This window comes from Streptomyces sp. NPDC085866, assembly GCF_044541035.1.
Taxonomy (GTDB): domain Bacteria; phylum Actinomycetota; class Actinomycetes; order Streptomycetales; family Streptomycetaceae; genus Streptomyces.
On record NZ_JBITSQ010000004.1, the window covers coordinates 139,150 to 166,042 of the forward strand.

Sequence of the window (26,893 nt, forward strand, 5' to 3'; positions counted from 1 at the left end):
CGGCAGGAGCACGATGGGAGGCGCAGTCCCGATGCGACGCCTGGAGTGGCCATGCCCGAGAGCGTGCCGGTGCGCTGTCCGGCCTGTCGGCGCGAGCACGTCTACACCGCGCCGCCGTATCCCTGCGCCTGCGGCAGGCCGTGCGCCCCGCGGCTGGACCCGGCGGCCGCACCGGCCGTACTCGCGCACCGCACCTGGGACGAGGACTGGGTCACCGTGCGCTGCACCGCCTGCGGGCGCACCAATCAGCTGCCGCACCCGGAGCTGGGCTGCCCGTGCGGCACGGTCCTGCGTGTTCCGGTGAGCGACGCCCCGTCACCGGGGGCACGCCCGGAGGCGGCCGTACCGAGCGACTCCCCTGCGCCGACCGCACGGCCGGGAGCGGCCGCCCCGCAGTACGACGGACGGATCCCCTTCCAGCCCGTCACCATCCGCACCGCACGGGACGCCGTCACCGCCACCGCGCTGTATTTACGCTGGCTCGGCTACCGGGACATCCGCCGCGCCGACCAGCGGCCCCCGTCCGGCATAGGCCTGGCCGCGCACGGCCTGGTCGCCCAGGTGGATCCCGCCGTGCGCCCGGCCTCGCTGCGGGACGTGGAGTGCCTGTGGCTGACGGCCATGACGGAGTCCGCGGGCTGTGTCTACTTCTCCCTGGCCGGATACGCCGAGGACGCCCGCGCTCGCGCCGACACGCTGGGCGTCCCCCTGTTCGTCCTCGACCTCACGGGCACCCCGACCCCGGTGAACGGTCCGGGGCGCAGACTCGCCGGGTCGGGCGGGGCCTGACTGCCTAGACCCCGTACTTCTCCCGCAGCTCCACCTTGCGCACCTTCCCGGACACCGTCATCGGGAAGGAGTCGAGGATCTGCAGGCGGCTCGGGATCTTGTAGTGGGCGAGCCGCCCCTGGCAGAAGGCGCGCAGGTCCTCCAGGGTGAGCGGGTCGGCCACGTCGTGCGGGATCACGCAGGCGAGGACCTCCTCGCCGTACCTCTCGTGCGGCACCCCGACGATCTGGACGTCCCGGATCTTCGGGTGGCCGTAGAGGAACTCCTCGATCTCGCGCGGGTAGATGTTCTCGCCGCCCCGGATGATCATGTCCTTGATCCGGCCGACGATCTCCACGTACCCGTCCTCGCGCATCATCGCGAGGTCCCCGGTGTGCATCCAGCGGCCCGCGTCGACGGCCTCGGCTGTCTTCTCGGGCTCGTTCCAGTAGCCGAGCATCACGCTGTAGCCGCGGGTGCACAGCTCGCCCGCCGTGCCGCGCGGCCGGGTGACCCCGGTGGCCGGGTCGACGATTTTGACCTCCAGGTGCGGCAGGACCCGGCCCACGGTGCCGGTGCGGTGCTCCAGGTCGTCCTCGATGCGGGTCTGCAGGGAGACCGGGGACGTCTCGGTCATGCCGTAGCAGATGGACACCTCCTCCATGTGCATCTCGGCGACCACCCGCTTCATCACCTCGGCCGGGCAGGGCGAGCCCGCCATGATGCCGGTGCGCAGGGACGAGAGGTCGTACGACGCGAAGTCGGGGAGGTTCAGCTCCGCGATGAACATGGTCGGGACGCCGTACAGGGACGTGCAGCGCTCCTGCTGGACCGCGTCCAGCGTGGCCTTCGGGTCGAAGGACGGCGCCGGGATGACCATGCAGGCGCCGTGCGAGGTGGCGGCGAGGTTTCCCATGACCATGCCGAAGCAGTGGTAGAAGGGCACCGGGATGCAGATCCGGTCCTGCTCGGTGTAGGCGACCGACTCACCCACGAAGTAACCGTTGTTGAGGATGTTGTGGTGGGAGAGGGTGGCCCCCTTGGGGAAGCCCGTCGTGCCCGAGGTGTACTGGATGTTGACGGGGTCGTCGCAGGACAGGGCCTCGAACCGGACGTCGGGGGTCGCGCGGCCGAGCAGCGCCTCCCAGGTCGGGTCGCCGATGTGGACGGTCTCCCGCAGCTGCGGGCACCTGCCCCGCACTTCCTCGACCATCGCGCGGTAGTCGCTGGTCCTGTGGCTGAGGGAGGCGAAGAGCAGCGAGATGCCGGCCTGGTTGAGGACGTACTCGACCTCGTGGGTGCGGTAGGCCGGGTTGATGTTCACCATGATCGCGCCGATGCGGGCGGTGGCGTACTGGACCAGCACCCACTCGGGGCAGTTGACGGCCCAGATGCCCACCCGGTCGCCCTTGGCGACCCCGGCGGCGAGCAGCGCGCGGGCCAGCGTGTCGACGTCCGCGCCGAACTGGGCGTACGTCCAGCGCCGCCCCGACGGCACGTCGACGAGCGCCTCGCGGTCCGGCCAGGTGGCGACGGCCCGGTCCAGGTTGGCGCCGATCGTGTCGTCGAGCAGGGTCGTCCCGCTCGTGCCGTGCGTGTACGACGATTCCGAGGTCACCGGAAGTCCTCCTCGCGGTACTCGTCCTGCGAGCCCACGGCCGTGGCCTCGCGCAGCTCGATCCGGCGGATCTTGCCGGAGACGGTCTTGGGCAGGGCGCCGAACTCCAGGCGGCGGATGCGCTTGTAGGGGGCGAGGACCTCACGGGAGTGCTCGAACAGCACCTTCGCGGTGTCGGGTCCGGGCTGCCAGCCCTCGGCGAGGACGACGTACGCCTTGGGCACGGCCAGGCGCACCTCGTCCGGCGCGGGCACGACCGCGGCCTCGGCGACCGCCTCGTGCTCCAGCAGCGCGCTCTCCAGCTCGAACGGGCTGATCTTGTAGTCGGAGGCCTTGAAGACGTCGTCGGCCCGGCCGATGTACGTCAGGTAGCCGTCCTCGTCCCGGGAGGCGATGTCGCCGGTGCGGTAGTAGCCGCCGGCCATGGCCTCGGCGGTGCGGTCGGGGTCGCCGTGGTAGCCGGTCATCAGGCCCACCGGGCGCTCGGAGAGGTCGAGGGCGATCTCGCCCTCGACGGCGCCCGGGGCGCCGGAGACCGGGTCGAGGAGTTCGACCCGGTAGCCGGGGCTGGGCCGGCCCATGGAGCCGGTCTTCAGGAGCTGGCCGGGGCTGTTGGAGACCTGGACGGCGGTCTCGGTCTGCCCGAAGCCGTCCCGGATGGTGACGCCCCAGGCCCGGCGGACCTGCTCGATGACCTCGGGGTTGAGCGGTTCGCCCGCCGCGACGACCTCGCGGGGCGGGGTGGCGAGCTGGCTCAGGTCGGCCTGGATCAGCATCCGCCACACGGTCGGCGGGGCGCAGAAGGTGGTCACCCCGGCCCGGTCCATCTCGGCCATCAGCCGGCCCGCGTCGAAGCGCGCGTAGTTGTGGATGAAGACGGTCGCCTCCGCGTTCCAGGGAGCGAACAGGTTGGACCAGGCGTGCTTGGCCCAGCCGGGCGAGGAGATGTTCAGGTGCACGTCACCGGGCCTGAGGCCGATCCAGTACATGGTGGCCAGGTGCCCGATGGGGTACGAGGTGTGGGTGTGCTCGACCAGCTTGGGGCGGGCGGTCGTGCCGGAGGTGAAGTACAGCATCAGCGGGTCGTCGGCCAGCGTGGGCCCGTCGGGGGTGAACCCGGCGGGGGCGGTGTACGCGTCCTCGTACGCCTCCCAGCCCTGCTGCGGCACCCCGCCGACCGCGATCCGGGTGTAGGCGCCGGGCACGTCGGCGAACTTGGCGGCGTCCTCGGCCCGTACCAGCACGTGCTTCACCCGGCCACGCTCGACCCGGTCGCGCAGGTCGGCGGGGCCGAGCAGCGGGGTGGCCGGGATGACGACGGCCCGCAGCTTCATCGCGGCCAGCGCGGTCTCCCACAGTTCGGCCTGGTTGCCGAGCATGACCAGGATGCGGTCCTCGGCGGCGACGCCCCGCGCGCGCAGGTGGCTGGCGACCCGGTTCGAGCGCTCGGCCATCTCGGCGAAGGACAGCCGGGTCTCGGTGCCGTCCTCCTCGACGATGTGCAGGGCGGTCCGGTCGTTGCCGTCGGCGATCATGTCGAACCAGTCCAGCGCCCAGTTGAAGTGCTCGGGCCGCGGCCAGGCGAAGCCCTCGTGGGCGGTGGCGTAGTCCTCTCGGTGCTCCAGCAGGAAGTCCCTGGCACTCCTGAAGACCTCGGTCGCCGTCGTCATCGGTTCCTCCTAGGTTCCGGACCATTGCCGGGCGGCTCTCTGGCATCGTCTAATCCGTGATGCAGGTCTCACTACCCCCGAACGGGGGTGTGGTCCCCCCACGTGACCGCGCCGAAGGAGCGAAGAGGTGTCAGCACAGGCCGTGGCGGCGGTGGAGATACGCGGTGCGCTGGTCCGGCTGCGGCGCACCACCGGGCTTCCGGTCGCCTTCGGCGGCCTGGTCGAGTCCGGCCGGCCGCAGATCCGCATCAGCGAGCTGAGCGGCACGGCCACCGCCGCCCTCAGCTCGCTCGCGGTGACCTCCGGAAACGGGCTGGGCGGCAAGGCGGTTGCGCTGGCCCGGCCGTGCGCGGTCACGGACTACTCCAGCTCCCGTCAGATCAGCCACGAGTACGACGTCCCGGTGGCCGCCGAGGGCCTCCGCTCGGTGCTCGCGGTGCCGGTCGTCGTACGGCGGCGGGTGCGCGGGGTGCTGTACGGCGCGCTGCGGTCGGCCCAGCCGCTGGGCGACCGCACGCTGGGCGAGGCGGTGGCGGTGGCGCGGGACGTGGAGCAGGCGCTGGTGGTGCGGGACGAGGCACGATCGCTGCTGGCGGCGGCCCGGCCGCAGCCCGCCGACGGGCCCGATGGGCCCGATGGGCAGGGTGCCGCCTGGGAGCAGGTGCGCGAGGCCCATGCGGCGCTGCGCGCACTGGCGTCCCGGATCGCCGACCCGGGCCTGCGCGCCGAACTGCTCGCCGCCTGCGGGCTGCTGGCCGTACCTCGCCCCGCCGGGGGCGCGAGCCTGGCGCCACGCGAGCTGGACGTGCTGTCCTGGGTGGCGGCGGGCGCCACCAACGCGGCCGTGGCCGAGCGGCTGGGCCTGCGCCAGGAGACGGTGAAAAGCTATCTGCGCTCGGCGATGCGGAAGCTGGGCGCACACACACGAGGGGAGGCGGTGACGGCGGCGCGGCGGGCTGGACTGCTGCCGTAGGCGGGCCCGTGGGGGCTCTCCGCAGCAGCCGTAAGGAACCTTGCCCATTCAGGCGACGTCGCTTTGAATTTACCTATGCGTGACCGTTTGTTATTTCCCTCACCACGGCTTCCGTCCGAATTTAAAGGATCGTTGCTTAGAATTTGGCCCGGACACGACACAGGAGGGGAGCGGTGACCGTGCGACGGGACTTCCAGGAGCCTGCCCGATGCCGCCCCGACCTGCTCATCGGCCGCGAGGAACTGTTCACGGCGGCCCGTGACCAGCTCGGCTCGGGCGGCAGTGTGCTCCTGCACGGCCCCGCCGGAATAGGGAAATCCACCGTCCTGCGGGCATTGGCCGAGGAATACGGCGCCAGCGCGCGCACCGTCTTGCGCTGCTCCGCCACGGAGTCCGAATCCCACCTTCCCTTCCTCGCCCTCGCCGACCTCCTCGGTCTGGTCCTCGACGACGTCTCCCCGCGGCTGCCCGCCGCCCAGCGCACCGCCCTGGAGTCGGCGCTCACCGGACGCGGCGAGTCCAGCCTCCAGCGCGACGGCCTCGCCCTGCGCCTCGCGGTGCTCTCCGCGCTGCGTGCGCTCGCCGCCCAGGGACCGGTCCTGGTCGTCGCCGACGACCTGCAGTGGCTGGATCCGGCCAGCGCCGAACTGCTCGGCTTCGCCGCCCGCCGCCTCGAGGGCACCCCGGTGCAGCTGCTGTGCGCGGTGCGCACGGAGGGCCAGGAGAGCCAGGAGTACGACCGCCATCTGCGCGCCTGCCCGCCGGACACGCTCGCCGTCCGGCTCGGCCCGCTCACCCGCACCCAGGTGGCACAGCTGCTCGACCACCGCGGCCACGGCGGCCTGCCCCGCTCCACGGTGCGCGAGATCCACCGCACCAGCGGCGGCAACCCGCTGTTCGCCCTGGAGCTGGGCCGCGCCCTCGCCGAGAGCCCCACCCCGCCCCGGCCCGGCGAGCCGCTGCCGGTGCCGACCTCGCTGCGCGCCCTGGTGCTCAGCCGCCTGGACATGCTCTCGGTCGAGGCCCGCCGCACCCTGCTGGTGGCCAGCGCCGGCGCCCGCCCCACCCCGGCGCTGCTGCACGCGGCCGGCCGGGAGAACGCCGAGGCCGAGTGCGCCCAGGCCGCCGAACTCGGCCTGCTCGCCACCGAGCCGGACGCGCCGGCCGTACGGTTCGCGCACCCGCTCATCTCCGCCGCGCTGTACGCGGAGGCACCCGCCCAGGAGCGGCGGGCCGCGCACGCGGCCCTGTCCACCGCGGCCTCCGATCCGATCGAGCGGGCCCGGCACCTCGCCCTCGCCACCACCGGCACCGACCCCGAGGTGGCCGCCCGGCTCGCCGAGGCCGCGGCGCTCGCCCGGGACCGGGGCGCCCCGTCGGTCGCCGCCCAGCTGGGGCTCCTGGCCGCCCGGCACACCCCCGCCGACGGCGCACCCAGCCCCGACGAGAGACGCCTTCAGGCCGCCGAGGACGCGATCACCGCCGGCGAGGTCGACCTGGCCCGGGACATCGCCCGCGAGGTGCTCACCCGGGCGACCGTGCCCGCCGACCGGGTGCGTGCCTGGATCTACGTCATCGACACCGCCGGCCACACCATGGCGGATGTCGACGCCGTCTTCCCGCAGGCCCTCGCCGACGCCGGCGACGACCCGCGGCTGCTGGCCCAGGTCCACTACCAGCTGGCCTGGCGGGCGCTGCTCGTGGAGGGCGACTTCACCGAGGCAAGGGAGGCGGCCGCGCACGCCGCCGAGCTGGCCGAGCGCGGCGGCGACCGGCGCACCGAGCTGCTCGCCCTCGCCTTCCAGGCGCAGACCGAGACCCTGATGGGCCATCCGGAGGCCCCCCGGACCATCAAGCGCGCCCTGAAGGAGCCCCAGGACCCGAGGGTGGCCTGTCATCACAACGGCGCGGGCAGCGCCCGGTTCCGGTGGCTGGTCATGGGCGACCAGCTGGCCGAGGCCCGGGCGACGGTCACCGCGCTGCTGCGCGAGGTGCGCCGGCGCGGCTCGGTGGAGAGCGAGGTGCACTTCCTGCGCGGTCTCGCGGAGACGGAGCTGCGCGCCGGGCACTGCGGCCGCGCCCTGGAGCTGGCCCGCGACAGCCTGCGGCTCGCCCGGGACTCCGGTATCGGCGAGACCGCCTCGGCGATGCTCACCTCGCTCGCGGAGGCCTCCGGCGGAGACGTGGACCGCGCGCTGGCCCTGGCCCGGGAGGCGGTGGAGCACGCCGAGGAGGACGGCGACCAGATGTACCTGTCGCGGGCTCTGGGCGCGCTCGGGTACGCCCAGTTGGTGGCCGGCGACCCGGCGGGCACGGTCCGCTCGCTGCGCCGGGTGCGCCGCCTGGAGCTGGGCCTCGGCATCACCGACCCGGCACGCGGCCGCTGGCACGGCGACCTCGCCGAGGCGCTGGTCCGCATCGGTGAGCCGGCCGAGGCGCAGGACGTCATCGACGCCAGCCGCGAGCATGCCCTCAGGCTCGACCGGCAGAGCGTCCTCGCCGTCCTCGACCGTGCGGAGGCGCTGGTGCGCGCCGCGCACGGCGACCACGAGGCGGCCGTCGCCCAGCTGACGTCCGCTCAGGAACGGCTCGCGAAGCTCGGCTACGGCCTGGAGGAGGCCCGGGCCGCGTTCGCGCTGGCCCAGCTGCGCATCCGGCGCCCGGAGGGCGGCCCGCGCAGGTCGACGGCGTACGACGAGGCCACCCGGCTGTTCCGCCGCTGCCGCGCGCTACCGTGGCTGCGCCAGGTGGACGAGGCCCTCACCGCACCGGAGCCCGAGCCGGCCCTCGCCGTGCCGGACACCCTGGACGCGCTGGCGGGCCTGGCCGCGATGGAGCGTCAGGTCGCCGCGCTCGTCATGGAGGGCGCCACGAACAGGGAGATCGCGTCCCGGCTGTTCGTCAGTGTGAAGACGGTCGAGGCGACGCTGACCCGGGTCTACCGCAAGCTGGGGATCCGATCGCGGGTGGACATCGTCCGTTTGGCGGCGGCGCGGCGCGCGAAGTGACGGCGCGCCAGGTTAACTGAGCCGGACCGAGGGTTTTCCCTCACCCAACCCCCTAGGGGGTTCCCTCATTGGGAGCCGAGGGATCCGGGTCCTAGCGTAAAGGGCGTGCCGCTCGCCCGGGCATACGGGGGTCGGTCCCGCGACCCCCGTGCTCGACCCCCACCCGCGCGACCCCCCACCGGCAACCCCCACTGAGGAGACTCATGTTCGGGTCAAGACGTGCCAGAAAGACTGCCGCGACCCTGGTGGCCACCGCCGCCGCCGCGGCGACCGCGCTGATCGCCTCCCCCACGGCGACCGCCGCACCCCAGCCCATCGTGGGCGGTACGACCACCACCACCACGGCGTACCCCTTCGTGATGCAGATCACCGACGCGTCCGGCAACCAGTTCTGCGGCGGCACCCTGGTGGCCGCCAAGAAGGTCGTGACGGCCGCGCACTGCATGGTCGGCGAGTCGACCAGCAGTGTCCGTGTGGTCGGCGGCCGGACCTACCTGAACGGCACCAACGGCACGGTCAGCCGGGTCAGCAAGATCTGGATCAACCCGGACTACACCGACGCCACCAACGGCGACGACGTGGCCGTCCTGACCCTCTCGACGTCGATGCCGTACACAGCGGCGAAGTACGTCTCCTCGTCCCAGACGAGCGTGTACGCGGCCGGCACCACGGCCCGCATCCTCGGCTGGGGCACCACCTCGGAGAACGGCAGCTCCTCCAACCAGCTGCGGACCGCGACCGTCCCGATCGTGTCCGACTCCAGCTGCAAGAGCTCCTACGGTTCGGACTTCGTCCAGACCGACATGGTTTGCGCCGGATACACGTCCGGTGGCGTAGACACCTGCCAGGGCGACAGCGGCGGTCCCCTGCTCATCGGGGGCGTCCTGGCAGGGATCACTTCCTGGGGCGAGGGGTGCGCGGAGGCCGGTTACCCGGGTGTGTACACCCGGCTGACCACCTTCTCGAACCTCGTGACCACGCAGGTCAACTCGTGACCCGGAAGCAGCACACCTGAGCATCCCTCAGGTAGATACCAGGGGGCGTTGCGGGCCACCACGAGCGGCCCGCAACGCCCCCTCTCCACGCGCGTACGGCGCTGAGACGTCCGGGGGGCGACTCAGCGCCGTACGACGGTGCCGAACCGGATGTCGTACGACGTCTCGGGGTGCATCGTCGCCAGCATCCGTGCGCCCTCCGCGGTCACGTCCTCCCGCTGGGCCTTCGTCAGCTCCCCGAACGGCTCGATGACCAGGGTGTCGCCGTCCGGCTTCCACAGGCCGGCCAGGAAGCCGTCGACGAGGAGGGTGCGGTAGGCCTGGTTGCCCTGCCAGCTGCGGCCCCGGTGCTCGGGGGGTATGACGCGGGTGCGGTCGGCGTGGGAGAGGAGCAGGTTGTCGAACTCGGGCAGGAAGCGCGGCGGGGCCGGGGTGTCGGGGTCGGGTCGGGGCGCGTCGGGCAGGTCGAACAGTTCGACTCCGGTCGGGTCCCGGAAGGTGAGGAGCCGCGGGCGCAGCCGTTCGAAGGCGTCCTTGAGCCGGGTGAGTCCGGCCCAGGTCTGCATGTCCTTGACGGAGGCGGGGCCGAACGCGGCGAGGTAGCGCAGGACCACGGCGTCGGGGGCGGGGGCCGGCTCGGCCGGGCGTCCCAGCCAGTGCTCGGCCGTCGTCAGCGCCACCTGTCCGCTGCGCCCCCACAGGCCGCGCGGGGTCACCTGGACCAGGGGCAGCCGGCAGCGGGCGGCGACGCCGAGGGACTGCGGGTCGGCGTCCGGCCACTCGGCGCCGAGCGCCTCGCGCAACTGGGCCATGGTCCGCGGCTCGGTCTCGACCAGCTCCCGGGCGAGTGCGGCCAGCCGGTCGAGGTCGACTCCGGCGAGGCCCTTGCGGAAGTTGGTCAGCTCCCGCTCCCGGGCGGGCTGGACGAGCGGCCGGAGGGTCAGGCAGTCCTCGGCGGTGTGGGTGTGGATGGTGGAGCGCAGGGTGACGATCCGGACGGCCTCGCGGTCGGCCAGGAGCGCGGACAGCTGCTCGGGGGCGAAGCCGTCGAGGCGGGCGGCGAGGGCGTGGTACGGGGGCCTGACGTTCTGTGCCTGCAGGCCGAGGAGGTGCCGTACGGCGTCCGCGGCGGACAGCGGTGAGCGGCGCAGCAGGAGCTGCCGGTCGAGGGTGGCACGGTTCAGGGCACGGGTGTCCAGGAGGGGAGCCCGCGCCGCGCTGCTCTTCGTCATGGCCGCACGCTAGCGCCGATTGCGGACACCTTCTGTCCGTGACTCTCACCGAACCCTGCGCCGGGTCCGGGCGCCCGGACCCGGGGACCGCGGCTATCCTGCACGTATTCCGCTTCGTGATCACGCCGTACGCAGGCTCGACGGAGAGGCCAGCCGATGCCCGAGCGCCCCAACGGCAGAAACGGCGGCCGCAGGTCCGTCTGGCGCCGCGCCGTCACCGCAGCCCCCTCCACCGAGACCCCGACGGCCGCCACGGGGCCCTCGGAGCCGGCCGAGCCGGTCAGTGTCGTCCAGGCGGCGCTGTACCGGGACGGCGTCCGTGTCTCCTCCCCCACCACGCTCGCCGAGACCTTCCGAGAACTGCGCGAACAGCCCTCGGGCATGGCCTGGATCGGCCTCGCCCGGCCCACGGCCGAAGAACTCCTCTCCCTGGCCGCCGAGTTCGATCTGCACCCGCTCGCCGTCGAGGACGCGATGGAGGCCCACCAGCGCCCGAAGCTGGAGCGCTACGGCGACACGCTCTTCGTCGTCCTGCGTGCCGCCCGCTACCTGGACGCGCCGGAGGAGGTCGACTTCGGCGAACTGCACGTCTTCGTCGGCCCCGACTTCGTCATCACCGTCCGGCACGGTGCGGCCCCCGACCTGTCCGCGGTCCGCCGCCGCATGGAGGACTCCCCCGAGCTGCTGAAACTGGGCCCCGAGGCGGTCCTGTACGCGATCCTCGACGCGGTCGTCGACGGCTACGCGCCGGTCGTCTCCGGCGTCCAGAACGACATCGACGAGATCGAGACGGAGGTCTTCCGCGGCGACCCCGAGGTCTCCCGCCGTATCTACGAACTCTCCCGCGAGATGGTCGAGTTCCAGCGCGCCACCCGCCCGCTGGTCGGCATGCTGCACGGTCTGATGGCGGGTTTCGCCAAGTACGAGACCGACGAGGAACTCCAGCGCTACCTCCGTGACGTCGCCGACCACGTCACCCACACCAGCGAACGCGTCGACGGCTTCCGCCAGGCCCTCACCGAGATCCTGACCGTCAACGCGACCCTGGTGACCCAGCAGCAGAACGCGGAGATGCGGGCCCTCGCGGAGGCGGGGTTCGAGCAGAACGAGGAGGTCAAGAAGATCTCTTCATGGGCGGCGATCCTGTTCGCGCCGACGCTGGTCGGGACGATCTACGGCATGAACTTCTCACACATGCCGGAACTGCACTGGGCGTTCGGCTACCCCTTCGCGATCGGATTGATGGGGGTCGTCTGCGTCAGCCTGTACGTCATCTTCAAGCGGCGGGACTGGCTCTGAGCAATCGGCCGGGGAGCGTCCGACGAGAATGAGACATGGGCCGACATCACGGCATGCACCCGGACGTTGAGGCGGTTGCGCCCGTCTGCACGACCAGCGGGAAGTTGTTGCCGAACCGGGCGCCTTAGAAGCCGCGCCCGAGGGCCGGGTGAGCTGCTGGAGCACGCGGTGGCCTGAAGGCATCCGTGGGCGGTCACCGATCAGTGGGTCCGGCCTCACAGCTTGAGCACAAATTACATACATCCCCCTCTTCATACTGGCCCCGATGGTCTAGATTGACCGTGCTTCAGCTGTTCGGACACGAGGCGACCATTAATGATCTATAGGTCCGGTGCTGCGGAAAGCCAGCAGTCGCGTCCCCGGCGCCGGACGTGGGGGTGATCAATTCTTGGAGCCCGCGAGGGGGCCTTGGGTGTGGGGAGCACCCGAGGTTTCGACGGGTTCCCACGCACCTCGAGAGTCTCGCGGGACATGCGGGTCTGCTGCCGCCGGGGTGGGTCGTTCAAGTAGCTCTGAAATAGCCGGGATGTCATGCGCGGGGGGCGGGGGCCTCCCGCCGGAGGGGACAGCGCGGCGCGGGGGTGGGGGCCTCCCAAGGGGAGGACAGTACGGGAGGCGGGGGCCTCCCGGGGGGGGGAGGAACAGTGTTGGGCGAACACGTCGAATCACTGGGGAACCTGGGGGGTTCTGTGCGGCAAGGGGGAGTAGTCAGCCCGTTTCCGTCGGCGCGCGAGCGTGTGGCGAACGGGGCAATCGGCCAGACCGCGATCGAATGGGAGCAGCGGTACCGCCGTTCCGTGATCATCAGCGACACCGTGGCCACCGCCTTCGTGGTGGCGGCGATCGGCAACTTCTTCGGGGCCCGGGACGCGGCCAACTGGCACGAGAAGTGGGGAATTCTCGCCTTCGGCACCGAGCTGCTGGTGCTGGGGACTCTTGCGGTGAGCCGGTCGTGGGCTCCGGCTGTACTCGGCCAGGGCGCCGAGGAATTCCGTCGGCTCGGACGCTCACTGTTCACGGCGACCGTCGTACTGGCGCTCGGCGGGATCGCCCTCACCTCGCGCAACATCAAGCTCTGGATCTTCGTCGCGATCCCCGCGATCGCGCTCGTCACCATGACCGCGCGGTATCTGCTGCGCCTCTGGCTGCACAAACAGCGGAAGGAAGGACGGTGCCTGAGACCGGTGCTCGCCGCCGGGAGCCCGGCCACCGTGCGCGACCTGATCACCCGAACCCGCAAGTTCCCGCACCTCGGCTGGCGGGTGGATGCGGTGTGCACGACGAACGGTCTCGGGCTGGGCGGAGACGAACTGGACGGAGTGCCGGTCGTCGGCCGACTGACGGACGTCGCCCACCACGTCCGCCGCGACGGCTACCGTGTCGTCGCGGTCACACCGGACCCGCACTGGTCACCGGACCGGCTGCAGCGGCTGGCCTGGAACCTCGAAGGCAGCGACGCCGAGATGGTCGTGGCACCCGTGCTGATGGAGGTGGCCGGCCCGCGGCTGCACGTCGACGCGGTGCTCGGGATCCCGCTGCTGCGGGTCAGCATGCCGACCTTCAACGGAGGCCGCCGGGCGGTCAAAGGGGTCGTCGACCGGATGGGCGCAGCGATCCTCCTGATGCTGTTCGCGCCGCTGATGGTGTTCGTCGGACTGCTGGTGCTGGTGGACAGCCGGGGTGGGGCGTTCTACCGCCAGCGCAGAGTCGGCAAGGACGGCCGCGAGTTCACCATTCTGAAGTTCCGCACCATGGTCGCCGGGGCCGACCGGGCACGTGCCGAGCTGGCCGACCGCAACGAGGGCGCCGGCCCGCTGTTCAAGCTCCGCCGGGATCCGCGGGTGACCCGGGTGGGAGCAGTACTGCGCCGGTACTCGATCGACGAACTCCCGCAGCTCTTCAACGTGCTCACCGGATCGATGTCGCTCGTCGGTCCGCGGCCGCCACTGCCGGAGGAGTCCGCCGCGTACGGCCCGGACATCCGGCGGCGGCTGCTGGTCAAGCCCGGACTCACCGGCCTGTGGCAGATCAGCGGACGCAGCGACCTGTCGTGGGAGGAGGCGGTCCGGCTGGACCTGCGGTACGTGGAGGACTGGTCGCTCGCCCTGGACACGGTGATCTTGTGGAAGACGCTGCGTGCGGTGCTCTACGGGCAGGGGGCCTACTGATGCGCGGGGCGCGTCGTCCGGCCGACGCACGGAACGCAGGCCGGAGCGGCCTGCCTGGGGGGAGGAACGGGTCATGAAGGTCAGCGTTTTCGGGCTCGGCTACGTGGGCTGCGTGTCGGCCGCGTGCCTGGCCAGCATGGGGCACGAGGTCATCGGGGTGGACGTGAACCAGGTGAAGGTCGACCTGGTCAACGACGGCAAGGCTCCGGTGGTCGAGGAGCGGATCGGCGAGCTCATAGCCGAGGTCGTGCGGAGCGGAGCGCTGCGCGCCACCGGCGACGTCCGCGAGGCGATCATGGGCAGCGAGGTGTCACTGGTCTGCGTGGGCACGCCGTCGGAGCCCAACGGCAGCCTGTGCACCACGTACTTGGAACGGGTCACCGAGGAGATCGGCGCCGCGCTGGCCGAGCGGGGTGGACGGCACACCGTCGTGTTCCGCAGCACCATGCTCCCCGGCACCTGCCTGAACCTGCTGGTACCGATCCTGGAGAAGTACGTCGGCGGCACGGCCGGGGTGGACATCGGAGTCGCGGTCAACCCGGAGTTCCTGCGCGAGGGCACGAGCGTGCGGGACTTCTTCGACCCGCCCAAGACCGTCATCGGCGAGCTCGACCCGGCAAGCGGCGATGCGGTGACGGCGCTGTACGACGGCTTGCCCGGCGAGGTGTTCCGGGTACCGGTCCCGACGGCCGAGGCGATCAAATATGCGGACAACGCGTTCCACGGCCTCAAGATCGGCTTCGCGAACGAGCTGGGCGCGGTGTGCCAGGCACTCGGGGTGGACTCGCACCAGGTGATGGACGTGTTCCTGGCCGACCACAAGCTGAACATCAGCCCCGCCTACCTGCGGCCCGGCTTCGCCTTCGGCGGCTCCTGCCTGCCCAAGGACCTGCGCAGCCTGGTCCACGCGGCGCAGCGGGCCGACGTCTCGGTACCCATCCTCGCCCACGTGCTGCCCTCCAACTCCGACCATCTGCAGCGCGCGGTGGAGCTGGTCGAGCGCACCGGCAAGCGCCGGGTGGGCCTGTTCGGGTTGTCCTTCAAACCCGGCACCGACGACCTCCGCGAGAGCCCGCTCGTCGAGCTGGCGGAGAAGCTCTTCGGCAAGGGTTACGACCTGCGGATCTACGACGCCAACGTGAGCCTCTCCCGGCTGCTCGGCGCGAACCGCGAGTACATCGAGACCCGGCTGCCGCACCTCGCGCAACTGCTCGCGGACTCCGTCGACGAGGTGCTCGAGCACGCCGAGGTGTGCCTGGTCGGGACCAAGGATCCGGCCGTGCTGTCGGCGCTGCCCCATGGCGACGGCCCGGTGATCGTCGACCTCATCCGCCTTCCCGACGCCGAGGCGCGCCGGGCCGAACCGGGGTACATGGGCCTTGCTTGGTGACGCGGCCAGCGGCGACCGGCCGGACCGGCGCGCGCTGATCCTGGTGGAGAACCTGTCGGTGCCGTTCGACCGGCGGGTGTGGCAGGAGTGCACGACGCTGCGCGACGCGGGCTGGAAGGTGCACGTCATATGTCCCCAGGGCAGTAAACGGGACACGGAGCCGGAGGCGGAGATCGACGGGGTGCGGATCCACCGCTACCCGTTGCGCGCGGCCACCGGAGGGCCGGCCGGCTACCTGCGGGAGTACGGATCGGCGTTGTGGCATACGGTCCGGCTGGCCCGGAAGGTCGGCCCGGTCGACGTGGTCCACGCCTGCAACCCGCCCGACCTGCTGTTCCTGCCCGCACGGTGGCTGAAACGGCGCGGAGCGCGGTTCGTCTTCGACCAGCACGACCTGGTACCCGAGCTGTACCTCTCGCGGTTCGGCCGCGGCGAAGATCTGCTCTACCGCGCCGTGTGCGCGCTGGAACGGCTGACCTACCGGGCCGCGGACGTCGTGCTCGCCACGAACGAGAGCTACCGGGACGTCGCGGTGCGCCGTGGCGGCCGGCGGCCGGAGGACGTCTTCGTGGTACGCAGCGCGCCCGACATCGACCGGTTCCACCCCGTACCGCCCGAGCCGGAGTTGAAGCGCGGCAAGCCTCATCTGCTTTGCTACCTGGGCGTCATGGGCCCCCAGGACGGCGTCGACTACGCCTTGCGGGCCCTCGCGAAGCTGCGCGACGAGCTCGGGCGGACCGACTGGCACGCGGTGTTCGTCGGCGCCGGCGACACCTTCGACGCGATGGTCGAGCTGTCCCGGCAGCTCGGGCTCTCGGACCAGGTGCAGTTCACCGGGCGCATTCCGGACGCCGACCTGGTGCGCTACCTGTCCACCGCGGACGTGTGCCTCTCCCCCGACCCGCACAACCCGCTCAACGACGTGTCGACCATGAACAAGGTCCTGGAGTACATGGTGATGGGCCGGCCGGTCGTCTCGTTCGACCTCCGGGAGGCGCGCGTCTCCGCCGGTGACGCCGCCGTCTACGCGCCCGCCAACGACGAGGCCGAGTTCGCCCGGCTCATCGCGCTGCTGCTGGACGATCCGGAGAAGCGGGCCCTGATGGGCAAGATCGGCCAGGAGCGGATCGGCGGACCGCTCTCCTGGCGGAACTCCCAGCGAGCGCTGCTCGCCGCCTACACCGCTGCCTGCCGTGACCACGCTCCGGTGGCGGCGGGCGACCCGGACCGGGCAGGGCGGAGGCCACGCCGTTGAGCGATGACACCATACGCCTGGTCACGATCGGGCGGATCATCCGTCGGCGCTGGCGGCTTCTCACCATCCTCGCCGTGGTGGGTGCGCTCGTCGGCTACGGCACCTCTGTGCTGTTTCCGCCGCGCTACACGACGTCGGCATCGGTACTGCTGTCGGGGGCGTGGGAGGAGCGCGAGCTGCTGACCCAGCAGGAGATCGCGACCAGTTCGGTGGTGGTCGACCGCGCGGCCGCCACGCTCCACTGGCCCGGGGTCAGCGGCAGCCAGCTGCGGGATCAGGTCAGCGCCACGGCCGCCGACGGGAACATCATCAAGATCTCGGGCACGGCCGACACCCCGAAGCACGCACAGCAGCTCTCCGACGAGGTGGCCCAGCAGTTCGTCACGTTCGCCGCGCGGGTCGTGGACGGCAACACCGACCCCGAAGCGGCCGAACGGCTGGAGGCACTGCGGCAGATGGTGGTGCAGACCAACCGCCGCATCACCACGCTGGCCGACGCGGCCGATCCGGGGCAGACCGTGGAGAGCGTGCAGTCCCGCACCGAACTCGAGAAGCTGCGCACCTCGCTGCAGGAGGCCATCAACAAGCTGGACCAGGCCGACCCGGCCGCCAACAAGGCCAACATGGTCGTCATGGGGTCGGCCGCCCGGCCGACCGGCGAGGCCCCGCCGACGAGGATGCAGCTCATCGTCGGCGGGGCGCTGCTGTTCTTCCTGCTCGCGGTCATCGGCCATCTCACCGCCGCGCGGATGAGCCGCCGGCTGCGCACCGAACCGGAGATCGCCGCGGCGCTGGGCTCGACGCTGCTGGGCAGCGTCGACGTACCGGGTGAACGCTCCGCGCACCGGCCGGAGGGCCGAGGCCCGCGGGCCCGGATCCGCCGGCTGCTGGGCGTCGACATCCGGTGGGACCTGCCCACCCCGCAGACGTCGGGCGACGAGGCCGGCCGGCAGATCCGCTACCGGCGGGTGTGCACCCGCCTCCGGGACCAGCTGCCGGCCCCACGGCGGCTGCTGGTCGTCGTCCCGGACGGCGACGAGATCGCCCGCCGGGCCGCCGAGCAGCTCGTCGCCGAGGCCGAGAGCGATCCGATGCTGCGGGTGGTGGGGGTCTCGGTGTCCCAGCCGCTGGTGCCGGACCGCGACAACGAGTCCGGTGCCCTGGTCGTGCTCAGCGCGGGCAGCTGGACCGCGGTTGAGCTCACCGGCATCGCCGAGGCGTGTGCGGACGCCAAGCACGAGGTCGTCGGCATCGTCCTCGCCGGCCCGGTCCGGGCCCGTGCGACGCAGCCCGCCGGCCGTCCTCGGGATGCCGCCACGCCGGTGCTCGCGGTGGGCGACGACGTGAAGGGAATGTCAGGGTGACGACGAGTACGACTTCGGAGTCGTCGGCCGCCGCTCCACTGCTGGACCTGCAGGCGCTGGTGGTGGCTGTGCGGAGGCGGCGCCGCCTCTGGTGCTCCACGGCGCTGCTGGGGCTGCTCGTCGGCATGGCGGTGGCGGTCCTGCTGCCGCCGCCGCCGACCGCCGTGGCCAAGGTGCTGGTCGCGCATCAGGAGGACCAGCCGAACGACCCCGGAACGCTGATCCGCACCGACGTCGGGCTGCTGCAGACCACGCGGATCGCCGCCAAGGCCCTGAAGACCCTCGGGTCCCCGGAGAAGCCGGAGGACTTCCTGCAGGACTACGGGGCTGTCGGCCTGACCAACAACCTGCTGCAGATCACTGTGACGGGTGACAGCGACGCGGAGGCGGTGGCCCGCGCCAAGGCGCTGGCCGACGCGTTCGTCGCGGACCATGTGAGGCGGATCAAGGACGCCGCCGACGCCGAGGCCAAGGCCCTGCTCGACCAGCGTGACCGGATGCAGGGCGAACTCGCCCAGGTCAACAAGGCGATCGGAGACGGATCGTCGCAGGGCGGTCCGAAGGCGTCGGCGAACCTGGAGTCGCTCTTCGCCAGCCGGGCCGAACTCACCTCGCGGATCACCGATTTCAGCCAGCGCGCCGCGGAGGCACGCATCGGCACGCCCCAGCTCATCGCCGGCACACAGGTCGTCGACGCCCCGCGCGCGGTGCGGCACTCCCTGCCCAGGACCGCTGCCACCGACGCCGCGATCGGGCTCGTCCTCGGGCTCGTCCTCGGGCTCGCGGTGGCCGCGGTCGGCACGGTGGTGGCGGACCGCCCCGTGCTGCGCCGGGAGATCGCGGCGAACCTCGGCGCCTCGGTCATCGCGGAGCTGCCCCGCCGGTCGGGCAGGCTGTGGCGGCGCCGACGGATCCGGGTGGCACGCGAACGGCTCACCAAGTCCCTGGCCCGCACCGTGCGCGGCTCCGCGGACCCGGTGTCGCTCCTGGAACTGGGCTGTGCGCGCAGCGCGAGCGTGATCGCCCTGGAGCTGGCCAGGGCACTGGCGGTGGACGGGCCGGTCGTCGTCATCGACGGTCTGCCCGGCCCGCAGCTCGCACGCCGCCGCCCGAAGCCGGGAGACCCGACCGTGGTCAGCGGCGAGCGTGCCACGGCCGTGCCGCATCAGGAGCGCCGGCTCGGCGTCGGCTCGGTGGCACCCGGCACGGCATGGACCGATCTCCAGTACCTCGGCACCCAGACCGTGCTCGTCGTGCGGGCCGGGCACGGCAGCGCCGCATGGCTGCACACCGTGGCGCGGCAGCTCGCGGACCAGAACATTCCGGTGATCGGTGTGGTGCTGATCGACCCCGATCCGCGTGACCGGACCGACGGCACGCTGTGGGACGGGCTGCACACCGCGCTGCGCGGCCAGAACGAGCGGCTGGCCCGGCAGAACGGTACGGGCAGGCGGCGGAGGGAGCGGCTGCCGATGTGGGCGGACCGGGTCCCGGACAGCGACCAGGAGGCGCGGTAGCACATGTGTGGCATCGCAGGTACATACCGATGGCCGGACGGCAAGGCCGTGGCCGACCGGCTCACCGATACCCTCGCCCACCGCGGTCCGGACGGGGCGGGCCGGTACAGCCACCCCGCCGGTGACGGCGAAGTGCACCTCGGGCACCGCCGGCTGGCCATCATCGACCTGTCCGAGACCGGCGCCCAGCCGATGGTCTCGGGCGGCCTCGTCCTGACGTACAACGGCGAGCTGTACAACGCGCCCGAGCTGCGTGCCGAGCTGGCAACCGCGGGGGTGCGCTTCCGCGGTACCTCCGACACCGAGGTGCTGCTGGAGGCCTGGCGGCGCTGGGGCACGGACTGCCTGCCCCGGCTGCGCGGCATGTTCGCGTTCGGGATCTTCGACGAGCGAACCGGTGAGCTGGTGCTCGCCCGCGACCAGCTCGGCATCAAGCCGCTGTTCCTGCTCCGGCGCGGCGAGGGTCTGGTGTTCGCCTCCGAGCTCAAGGCGCTCGCCGCCGTGACCGGCGGGTCGCTGGAGGTGGACCACGCGGCGCTGGTGGCCTCGCTGCTGTACTACTGGGTGCCGGACTCACGGTGCGCGTTCCGCGAGGCGGAGAAGCTGCCGCCGGGGAGCTGGCTCCGGTGCCGGCCCGACGGCCGGGTGGAGCGCGGCCGGTTCTGGCACCTCCGGGACGTCGCCGCGGAGGCCCAGGAGCGGGCCCGGGGCGGCGAGCAGCCGGATGTCGCTGCCGTCGTCGAGGAGTCGACTCGGCGCCACCTGCTCTCCGACGTGCCCGTGGCGACCTTCCTCTCCGGCGGGCTGGACTCCAGCTACCTGACCGCGTTGGCGGCCCGCGACCGACCCGGGATCTCCGCCTACACGATCGGGTTCCGCGCCGAGGACGCCAGGTTCGAGGCGATGCCGGACGACCTGCGCTATGCCCGGCGGGTGGCCGAGCGGTTCGGCGTCGACCTGCACGAGATCGAGATCGCTCCGAACGTGCTCGACCTGCTGCCGCAGATGACGTACCACCTGGACGAGCCGATCGGCGACCCCGCTGCGATCAACACGTTCCTGATCTGCTCGGCCGCCCGGGAGGCCGGGGTCAAGGTGATGCTCTCGGGAATGGGTGCCGACGAACTGTTCGCCGGTTACCGCAAGCACCTGGCCAACCTGATCGCGCTGCGCTACCAGCGCGTCCCGCGGCCCCTGCGGCGCGGCCTGTCCAGGGCCGTGGACCGGCTGCCGGTCGCAACGGCCCGCCGTGGGTACCGGTCGGTGCGCTTCGCGAAGCGGTTCCTCTCCTTCGCCGACCTGCCGGAGGAGACCGCGTTCCGGCGCAGCTACACCATGTACGACCAGGACGAGCTGCTCGCCCTGGTCGATCCGGACCTGGCCGGGACGGTCGAGGACGTACTGACCGAGCACGCGGACGTCTACCAGGACAACGACCTCGACGACTTCGTCAACCGCATGTGCCTGGGCGACGCCCGGATGTTCCTGCCGGGCCTGAACCTCGCTTACACGGACCGGTCGAGCATGGCCGCCTCGACCGAGGTGCGGGTGCCGTACGTGGACGTCGAGGTGGTCAAGGCGGCGTTCGCCGTGCCCGGCGATCGCAAGATCGTCGGACGGCAGGGCAAGGCCGTGCTCAAGGAGGCGGCCACCTCGATCCTGCCCCGGGAGATCGTGTACCGGCCCAAGGGCCTGTTCAGCGCCCCGCTGCGCGCCTGGATGAGCCGGGACCTGGCACCGCTGGTGCGCGAGGTGGTGCACGACGGCGTGCTCGTCGGTTCAGGGCTCCTGCGCCGCGACGCGCTGGCGCGCATGGTCGCCGAGGACGCCGCCGGGCAGCGGGACTTCTCCAAGCATCTGTGGCATGTGCTGACGCTCGAGTACTGGTATCGCGGCGCGACCTCCGGGGCCGGCCGGAACGCTCGCTCGGCGGCTTAGAAGACGGCTTAGAAACAAGGGGACTTCGGGTGAAGCAGGTTGTTCAGAACTACAAGAGCGGCGAGCTGGCGGTGCTCGACGTGCCGGTGCCGGGGTGCAGGCCGGGCGGGGTGCTGGTCCGCAGCGCCTACTCGCTGATCTCCACCGGGACCGAGCTCATGAAGGTGTCCGAGGCCGGCATGTCGATGCTGGGCAAGGCCCGCTCACGGCCGGACCAGGTGGCCAAGGTCATGCAGAGCGTGGCCACCAACGGGGTGCCCGCCACCTACCGCAAGGTGATGGGCAAGCTGGACTCCTACACGCCGCTGGGCTACTCGCTGTGCGGGGTGGTCGAGCAGGTCGGCCCCGGGATCGACGATGTGAAGGTCGGCGACCTCGTGGCCTGCGCCGGCAACGAGCACGCGCTGCACGCCGAGCTGAACTGGGTGCCGAAGAACCTCTACGTCCCGGTGCCGGACGGCCTCGCGCCGCGGCACGCGGCCTTCGGCACCGTCGGGTCGATCGCGATGCAGGGCGTCCGCCAAGGCGAGCCGCAGCTCGGAGAGGTGGCGCTGGTCATCGGCCTCGGGCTGATCGGGCAGCTGGTGGTGCAGCTCCTCACCGCCTCGGGAGTCCGCGTCGTAGGGGCCGACCCCGACCCGGTGCGCTGCGAGCTCGCCGAGCGCCTGGGCGCCGCGGCCTGCGGCGATCCCGCGTCCGCGGCCGTGGAAGCCGCCGTCGCCGAACTCACCGGCGGTCACGGTGTGGACCAGGTGTACCTGGCCGCCGGCGGCGGCAGCAACCAGCCCGTCGAGCTGGCCGCCCGGCTCTGCCGGGACCGCGGCCGGGTCGTCGACATCGGCAAGTGCCGCCTGGACCTGCCGTGGAACGCGTACTACGAGAAGGAGCTCGACGTCCGCTTCTCCCGCTCGTACGGCCCCGGGCGCTACGACCCGGAGTACGAGCTGGAGGGGCGGGACTACCCGATCGGCTACGTGCGCTGGACCGAGCGCCGCAACCTGGCGTGCTTCCTCGATCTCGTCGCCCGCGGCAGCGTCGACGTGGAGCCCTTGGTCTCCCACGTCGCCGACTTCGAAGACGCCGTGGAGACGTACCGGAGCCTGAAGGACGGCGACCTGAAGGCCGTGGCCGTGCTGTTCCGGTACCCCGAACACGTGGGGCAAGCGGAGGCCCCGGCGGTGGCCGTGCCCGCGGTGAAGCGCAGCGGCGGAGCGTCCGCCCCGGCCCGGTCCGCCAAGGCGCCGGTGCGGCTGGCGTTCGTCGGTGCGGGAAACTACGCGACGTCGATGCTGCTGCCGCACCTCGCGCAGCGCGACGGCGTCGAGTTGTCCACGGTCGTCACCACGACGGCGCTGTCCGCGGCCAACGCGCAGCGGAAGTTCGGCTTCGCCGAGGCGACCACCGATCTCGACGCCGTGCTCGGCGACGAGTCCATCGACGCGGTGTTCGTCGTCACCCGGCACAGCTCGCACGCCGAACTGACCCGCAGGGCACTGCTGGCCGGCAAGTCGGTGTTCGTGGAGAAGCCGTTGGCGCTCACCGAGGACGAGCTGGCCGACGTGCTCGCGGCGGTGGAGGAATCCGGCAACGACCGGCTGCAGGTGGGCTTCAACCGCCGGTTCGCGCCGCTGTTGCAGGAGGCCAAGAAGCGGTTCGGCCCCCGGACCGGTCCGGCGAGCCTGCGCTACCTCGTCAACGCGGGCCGGCTGCAGCACGGCAGCTGGTACCTCCAACAGGGCACCGAGGGCTCGCGCTTCGCCGGCGAGGGCGGACACTTCATCGACACGGCGAGCTGGCTGCTCGACGCCGACCCGGTGTCGGTGTACGCGGTCGCCACGTCCGGCAACGAGGACCTCCAGGTCGTACTGCACTACCCGGACGGGTCCACCGCCACCATCAGCTACGTCACCACCGGTCCGGCCGGCTTCCCCAAGGAGACGCTGGACCTCGTCGCGGACGGCAAGGTGCTGAAGCTCGACGACTTCGTCCGTGCCTCGGTCTACGCCCGCAAGCGATGGGTCAGCTCGCGGCTGCCCCAGGCCCGGGACAAGGGCCAGTCCGCCGAGCTGGCCGGGTTCATCAAGGCCGTACGGACCGGCGGGCCGATGCCGGTACCGCTGGAGTCGCTGGTCGCCACCACGGCGGCCACCCTCGCCGTGCAGGCCGCCCTGGCCGGCGGCGCGCCGGTGACGTTGGCGGGGGCTCGATGACTGTGAGCTCGGGGAGTGCGGGCTGGTACCTGCGGCGGCTGTCCCGGATGGGACCGCGGGAGGTCGGCGGCCGGGTGGGCGACGCGGTGCGCAGGCGGCGGTGGCGGTCGGCGCGGCCGGACGGCCCGAGCGTGACCGGTGCCCGGTTCACCGCGGTACTGCCCGCAGACACGCTCGCCGCGGTGCCGCCGGACGCCGCGAAACGCCTCATCGCCGAGGCGGACCGGCTGATGGCCGGGCAGGCCGAGTTCTTCGGGGTGGTCCGCGACGACCTGGTCGACCCGGACTGGTGGTACGACCCGAAGACCGGGCGCCGGGCCCCGTGGGGCTACGCCTTCGACGTGCCGTACCGCAACGAGGAAGCGGTCGGGGACATCAAGCAGATCTGGGAGCTGTCCCGGCATCAGTACCTCACGGTGCTCGCCGCCGCCTACGCGATCACCGAGGACGAGCGGTACGCCGAGCGAGTGGCCGAGCACCTGCGGTCGTGGTGGGCGGCCAACGCGCCGCTGCGCGGAGTGCACTGGACCAGCGGCATCGAGCTGGGGATCCGGCTGGTGTCCTGGGTGTGGATCCGCCGGCTGCTCGACGGCTGGCCGGGCGCGGCCGGGCTGTTCGAGGACAACCCGGCGGCACTCCGCCAGATCTGGCACCACCAGCGCTGGCTGGCCGCCTTCCCCAGCCGGGGGTCCTCGGCGAACAACCACATCGTCGCCGAGGCCGCCGGGCAGTTCGCCGCGGCCTGCGCGTTCGGGTGGTTCCCCTCCTCGGCACGCTGGCGCGCCGACGCGCTGCGGTTGCTGGAGCAGCATCTGCGAAGCAACACCTTCGGCTCCGGCCTCAACCGTGAGCTGGCCACCGAGTACCACGGACTGGTGCTGGAACTCGGCCTGGCCGCGCTGGCCGAGGCCGATGCCGCCGACGTACCGGTCACCGCGTCGATCCGGCTGGTGCTGCTGCGGATGACCGACGCGCTCGCGGCCGTCGTGGACAACCGGCTGCGGCCGCCGCGCCAGGGGGACGCGGACGACGGGTACGGCCTGGTCGTGGACGGCGCCGGCACCGACCGCTGGGGCTCGCTGCTGGCCACCGGGGACGCCGTGTTCGGCCGGCTCGCCTGGTGGCCGACGGTCATCGGCACCGATGTGCGCACCCCGCTGCTGGCCGGGCTCATCCGGCCGACCACACCGGCCGTGTCCCGCCCGGAAAGCCGGCCGGCCCATTTCGCCGACGCGGGCATGACCATCCTGCGTGGTCCGGCGGAGATCTGGTGCCGCTGCGACGGCGGTCCGCACGGATTCCTGTCCATCGCCGCGCATGCTCACGCGGACGCGCTGTCCGTGGAGGTCCGGCACGACGGGGTCGACGTGCTCGCCGACCCGGGGACCTTCTGCTACCACGGGCAGCCCGAGTGGCGGCAGTACTTCCGCTCGACCCTCGGCCACAACACCCTGCAATTGGACGGCGGTGACCAGTCCGTCTCCGGCGGCCCGTTCCTGTGGACCCGGCATGCCCGCAGCCGCGTCCTGGTCGCGGACCCGTCCGGCGCCTCCGACGGGGGGACGGCCCGCTGGTGCGCGGAGCACGACGGTTACCAGCCCTCCGTGCACCGCCGCCGGGTGGAGCTGACGGCCGCGAGCCAGGAGCTGAGGGTGGTTGACGAGGTGCGCGGCCCGCGTCGGGCCGTGCGCCTGGCGTTCCACCTCGGCCCGGCGATCGCCGCGGAGCTGGTGGGGAACCGGGCAGAGCTCACCTGGACCCGGGACGGCGAGGACCGCTCCGCGGCGCTCGACCTGCCCGGGCAGCTGTGCTGGCGGGCGCATCGCGGCGAGAGTGACCCGCCACTGGGCTGGTACTCCGCCGGCTTCGGGCGCAAGGAACCCACCACAACGCTGGTCGGCACCGGCTTCGCCGACGGCACGGAGGGGTTCACCACCGTACTCAGGTTCCACGGCTAGGGAGGACGCTTGCGGATCAAGTGGCGGCACTGGGCATTGCCGGCGGCACTGCTGGCGCCGGCCCTGCTGACGGCGACCGGCTGTGAGAGCACGGCGGGCGCGCAGCCGAAGCCGACCGCTGCGCCGTCCACGTCCGTGGCCCGGGTGTGCGCCGAGCCCGCGGCCGGGCCGGCGAAGGCGCCGGCGGGCGCGGTGACGGTCGACCCCGCGGTGACCGGTGACCTGGCTGCGAAGACCAAGAGCAACCCCCCGCACACCACGTTCTGGCTTCGACCGGGCAAGCACCGGCTCGAGCCGGACCGCTACGCCCAGGTCGTCCCCAAGGAGGGGGACAGCTACCTCGGCGCGCCGGGCGCGGTGTTCGACGGCCGGAAGACCAACCAGTACGCGTTCGGCGGCACCGCCCGCGACGTCACCATCCGCTATCTGACCGTGCAGGGTTTCGCCGCGCCGCGCGACGAGGGCGTGGTCAACCATGACTCGGCCGACGGGTGGGTGATCGAGCACGCGACGATCCAGAACAACTCCGGCGCCGGGCTCATGGCAGGTGCCCGCCAGCGGGTCCGCGCCAGCTGCCTGCGCGGCAACGGCCAGTACGGCATGAACGCGTACAAGGCCACCGGCCGTATCAGCGGCCTGGTGGTCGAGGGCAACGAGATCGTCGGCAACAACAGGGACGACTGGGAGCGGCGGCGGCCGGGCTGCGGCTGCACCGGAGGCGTCAAGTTCTGGGCCGTCAACGGCGCCGACGTACGCGGCAACTGGGTGCACGACAACCGCGGAGCCGGGTTGTGGGCGGACACCAACAACAACGACTTCCTCATCGAGGACAACCTGCTCGAGGGCAACGACGGTGCCGCGCTGATCTACGAGACCAGCTACAACGCGGTCATCCGGAAGAACACGATCCGCCGGAACAACTGGGTCGAGGGCCGCAAGTACGCCGACCGCGGCGACAACTTCCCGTTCGCGACCATCTACCTGTCCGAGTCCGGCGGCGAACCACGGATCCGAGCTCGCACGGACAAGATCGAGATCTACCGGAACGTGCTGGAGAACAACTGGTCCGGGATCACCCTGTGGGAAAACGCCGACCGGTTCTGCAACAGCCCGGCCAACACCTCGTCCGGTGACTGCACGTTGCTGGTGAAGAACACCCACCGCTGCGCACAGCCGGCGATCACCACCGCACCGCTCTACGCCGACTGCCGGTGGAAGACCCAGCGGGTGGACATCCACGGCAACCGCTTCGTGCTGGACAAGTCCGTCGTCGACTGCACGGTGAAGTGCGACCGCATGGCGGTGCTGGCCAACTACGGCACCTATCCGGACTGGTCGCCGTACCAGGGCGAGCGGGTGGCCGAGGCGATCACCCTCAAGCAGCGCAACCGCTGGCACGACAACGTCTACGTCGGACCATGGAAATTCGTCGCCCACGACCCGAGCCGGATACTCGACTTCGGGCAGTGGCAGGGCACGCCGTACCAGCAGGACGCGGGCAGCACCTTCCGCGCACAGGACGGTGGTTGA

General features: G+C 72.0%; 17 protein-coding genes. 14 read left to right on the forward strand and 3 right to left on the reverse strand.

What is annotated here, in order from left to right; all coding sequences use genetic code 11:
* Nucleotides 1-51: 51 nt before the first annotated feature.
* Nucleotides 52-789 carry a hypothetical protein gene (locus ACIF83_RS10765; RefSeq protein ID WP_399725519.1) on the forward strand — a complete coding sequence of 246 codons (738 nt, stop codon included), beginning with the start codon at nucleotides 52-54 and terminating at the stop codon, nucleotides 787-789.
* A 4-nt stretch (nucleotides 790-793) separates the two neighbouring features.
* On the opposite strand, the gene ACIF83_RS10770 is transcribed toward ACIF83_RS10765, so the two are convergent.
* Entirely contained in the window at nucleotides 794-2,386 is a 1,593-nt protein-coding gene (locus ACIF83_RS10770) for an AMP-binding protein (protein WP_398138323.1), read from the reverse strand.
* Nucleotides 2,383-4,056, reverse strand: a complete 1,674-nt coding sequence (locus ACIF83_RS10775) for an AMP-binding protein (protein WP_399725523.1) — start codon at nucleotides 4,054-4,056, stop codon at nucleotides 2,383-2,385. The genes ACIF83_RS10770 and ACIF83_RS10775 overlap by 4 nt, the downstream gene beginning before the upstream one ends.
* A gap of 127 nt (nucleotides 4,057-4,183) precedes the next feature.
* On the opposite strand from ACIF83_RS10775, the gene ACIF83_RS10780 reads away from it, so the two are divergent.
* The 3 genes from ACIF83_RS10780 to ACIF83_RS10790 all read left to right on the forward strand — a co-directional run bounded on the left by ACIF83_RS10780 (nucleotide 4,184) and on the right by ACIF83_RS10790 (nucleotide 9,032).
* Entirely contained in the window at nucleotides 4,184-5,029 is an 846-nt protein-coding gene (locus ACIF83_RS10780) for a response regulator transcription factor (RefSeq protein WP_393472999.1), read from the forward strand.
* A gap of 173 nt (nucleotides 5,030-5,202) precedes the next feature.
* The gene (locus ACIF83_RS10785; protein ID WP_393473001.1) at nucleotides 5,203-8,037 is read left to right on the forward strand and encodes an ATP-binding protein; all 2,835 of its coding nucleotides are present in this window, start codon (nucleotides 5,203-5,205) and stop codon (nucleotides 8,035-8,037) included.
* Nucleotides 8,038-8,240: 203 nt separating this feature from the next.
* Nucleotides 8,241-9,032, forward strand: a complete 792-nt coding sequence (locus ACIF83_RS10790) for a S1 family peptidase (RefSeq protein ID WP_393473004.1) — start codon at nucleotides 8,241-8,243, stop codon at nucleotides 9,030-9,032.
* Between the two features lie 122 nt (nucleotides 9,033-9,154).
* Here ACIF83_RS10790 and ACIF83_RS10795 read toward each other — a convergent pair whose 3' ends face one another.
* Complete coding sequence (locus tag ACIF83_RS10795; protein ID WP_398138326.1) at nucleotides 9,155-10,264, reverse strand: winged helix DNA-binding domain-containing protein; 1,110 nt, start codon at nucleotides 10,262-10,264, stop codon at nucleotides 9,155-9,157.
* A 156-nt stretch (nucleotides 10,265-10,420) separates the two neighbouring features.
* Here ACIF83_RS10795 and ACIF83_RS10800 point away from each other — a divergent pair, with 156 nt between their 5' ends.
* The 10 genes from ACIF83_RS10800 to ACIF83_RS10845 all read left to right on the forward strand — a co-directional run bounded on the left by ACIF83_RS10800 (nucleotide 10,421) and on the right by ACIF83_RS10845 (nucleotide 26,893).
* Entirely contained in the window at nucleotides 10,421-11,563 is a 1,143-nt protein-coding gene (locus ACIF83_RS10800; protein ID WP_393473009.1) for a magnesium and cobalt transport protein CorA, read from the forward strand.
* A gap of 689 nt (nucleotides 11,564-12,252) precedes the next feature.
* Complete coding sequence (locus ACIF83_RS10805) at nucleotides 12,253-13,731, forward strand: sugar transferase (protein ID WP_393473012.1); 1,479 nt, start codon at nucleotides 12,253-12,255, stop codon at nucleotides 13,729-13,731.
* Nucleotides 13,732-13,804: 73 nt separating this feature from the next.
* On the forward strand, nucleotides 13,805-15,121 hold the full coding sequence (locus ACIF83_RS10810; protein ID WP_393473015.1) for a nucleotide sugar dehydrogenase: 1,317 nt from the start codon (nucleotides 13,805-13,807) through the stop codon (nucleotides 15,119-15,121).
* Entirely contained in the window at nucleotides 15,111-16,376 is a 1,266-nt protein-coding gene (locus ACIF83_RS10815) for a glycosyltransferase family 4 protein (RefSeq protein WP_393473018.1), read from the forward strand. The genes ACIF83_RS10810 and ACIF83_RS10815 overlap by 11 nt, the downstream gene beginning before the upstream one ends.
* Nucleotides 16,373-17,740 (forward strand): Wzz/FepE/Etk N-terminal domain-containing protein, encoded by a 1,368-nt coding sequence (locus ACIF83_RS10820; RefSeq protein ID WP_393473021.1) that lies wholly within the window; start codon nucleotides 16,373-16,375, stop codon nucleotides 17,738-17,740. The genes ACIF83_RS10815 and ACIF83_RS10820 overlap by 4 nt, the downstream gene beginning before the upstream one ends.
* Nucleotides 17,737-19,257, forward strand: a complete 1,521-nt coding sequence (locus tag ACIF83_RS10825) for a Wzz/FepE/Etk N-terminal domain-containing protein (protein WP_393473024.1) — start codon at nucleotides 17,737-17,739, stop codon at nucleotides 19,255-19,257. Before ACIF83_RS10820 ends, ACIF83_RS10825 begins: the two co-directional genes overlap by 4 nt.
* Before the next feature lie 3 nt (nucleotides 19,258-19,260).
* Complete coding sequence (gene asnB, locus ACIF83_RS10830) at nucleotides 19,261-21,195, forward strand: asparagine synthase (glutamine-hydrolyzing) (protein WP_399725532.1); 1,935 nt, start codon at nucleotides 19,261-19,263, stop codon at nucleotides 21,193-21,195.
* Between the two features lie 29 nt (nucleotides 21,196-21,224).
* Nucleotides 21,225-23,405: a bi-domain-containing oxidoreductase gene (locus tag ACIF83_RS10835; protein ID WP_399725535.1), complete on the forward strand. Its 2,181-nt coding sequence runs from the start codon at nucleotides 21,225-21,227 to the stop codon at nucleotides 23,403-23,405.
* Nucleotides 23,402-25,363: an alginate lyase family protein gene (locus ACIF83_RS10840; RefSeq protein ID WP_399725538.1), complete on the forward strand. Its 1,962-nt coding sequence runs from the start codon at nucleotides 23,402-23,404 to the stop codon at nucleotides 25,361-25,363. Before ACIF83_RS10835 ends, ACIF83_RS10840 begins: the two co-directional genes overlap by 4 nt.
* 9 nt (nucleotides 25,364-25,372) lie before the next feature.
* Nucleotides 25,373-26,893 (forward strand): right-handed parallel beta-helix repeat-containing protein, encoded by a 1,521-nt coding sequence (locus ACIF83_RS10845; protein WP_393473036.1) that lies wholly within the window; start codon nucleotides 25,373-25,375, stop codon nucleotides 26,891-26,893.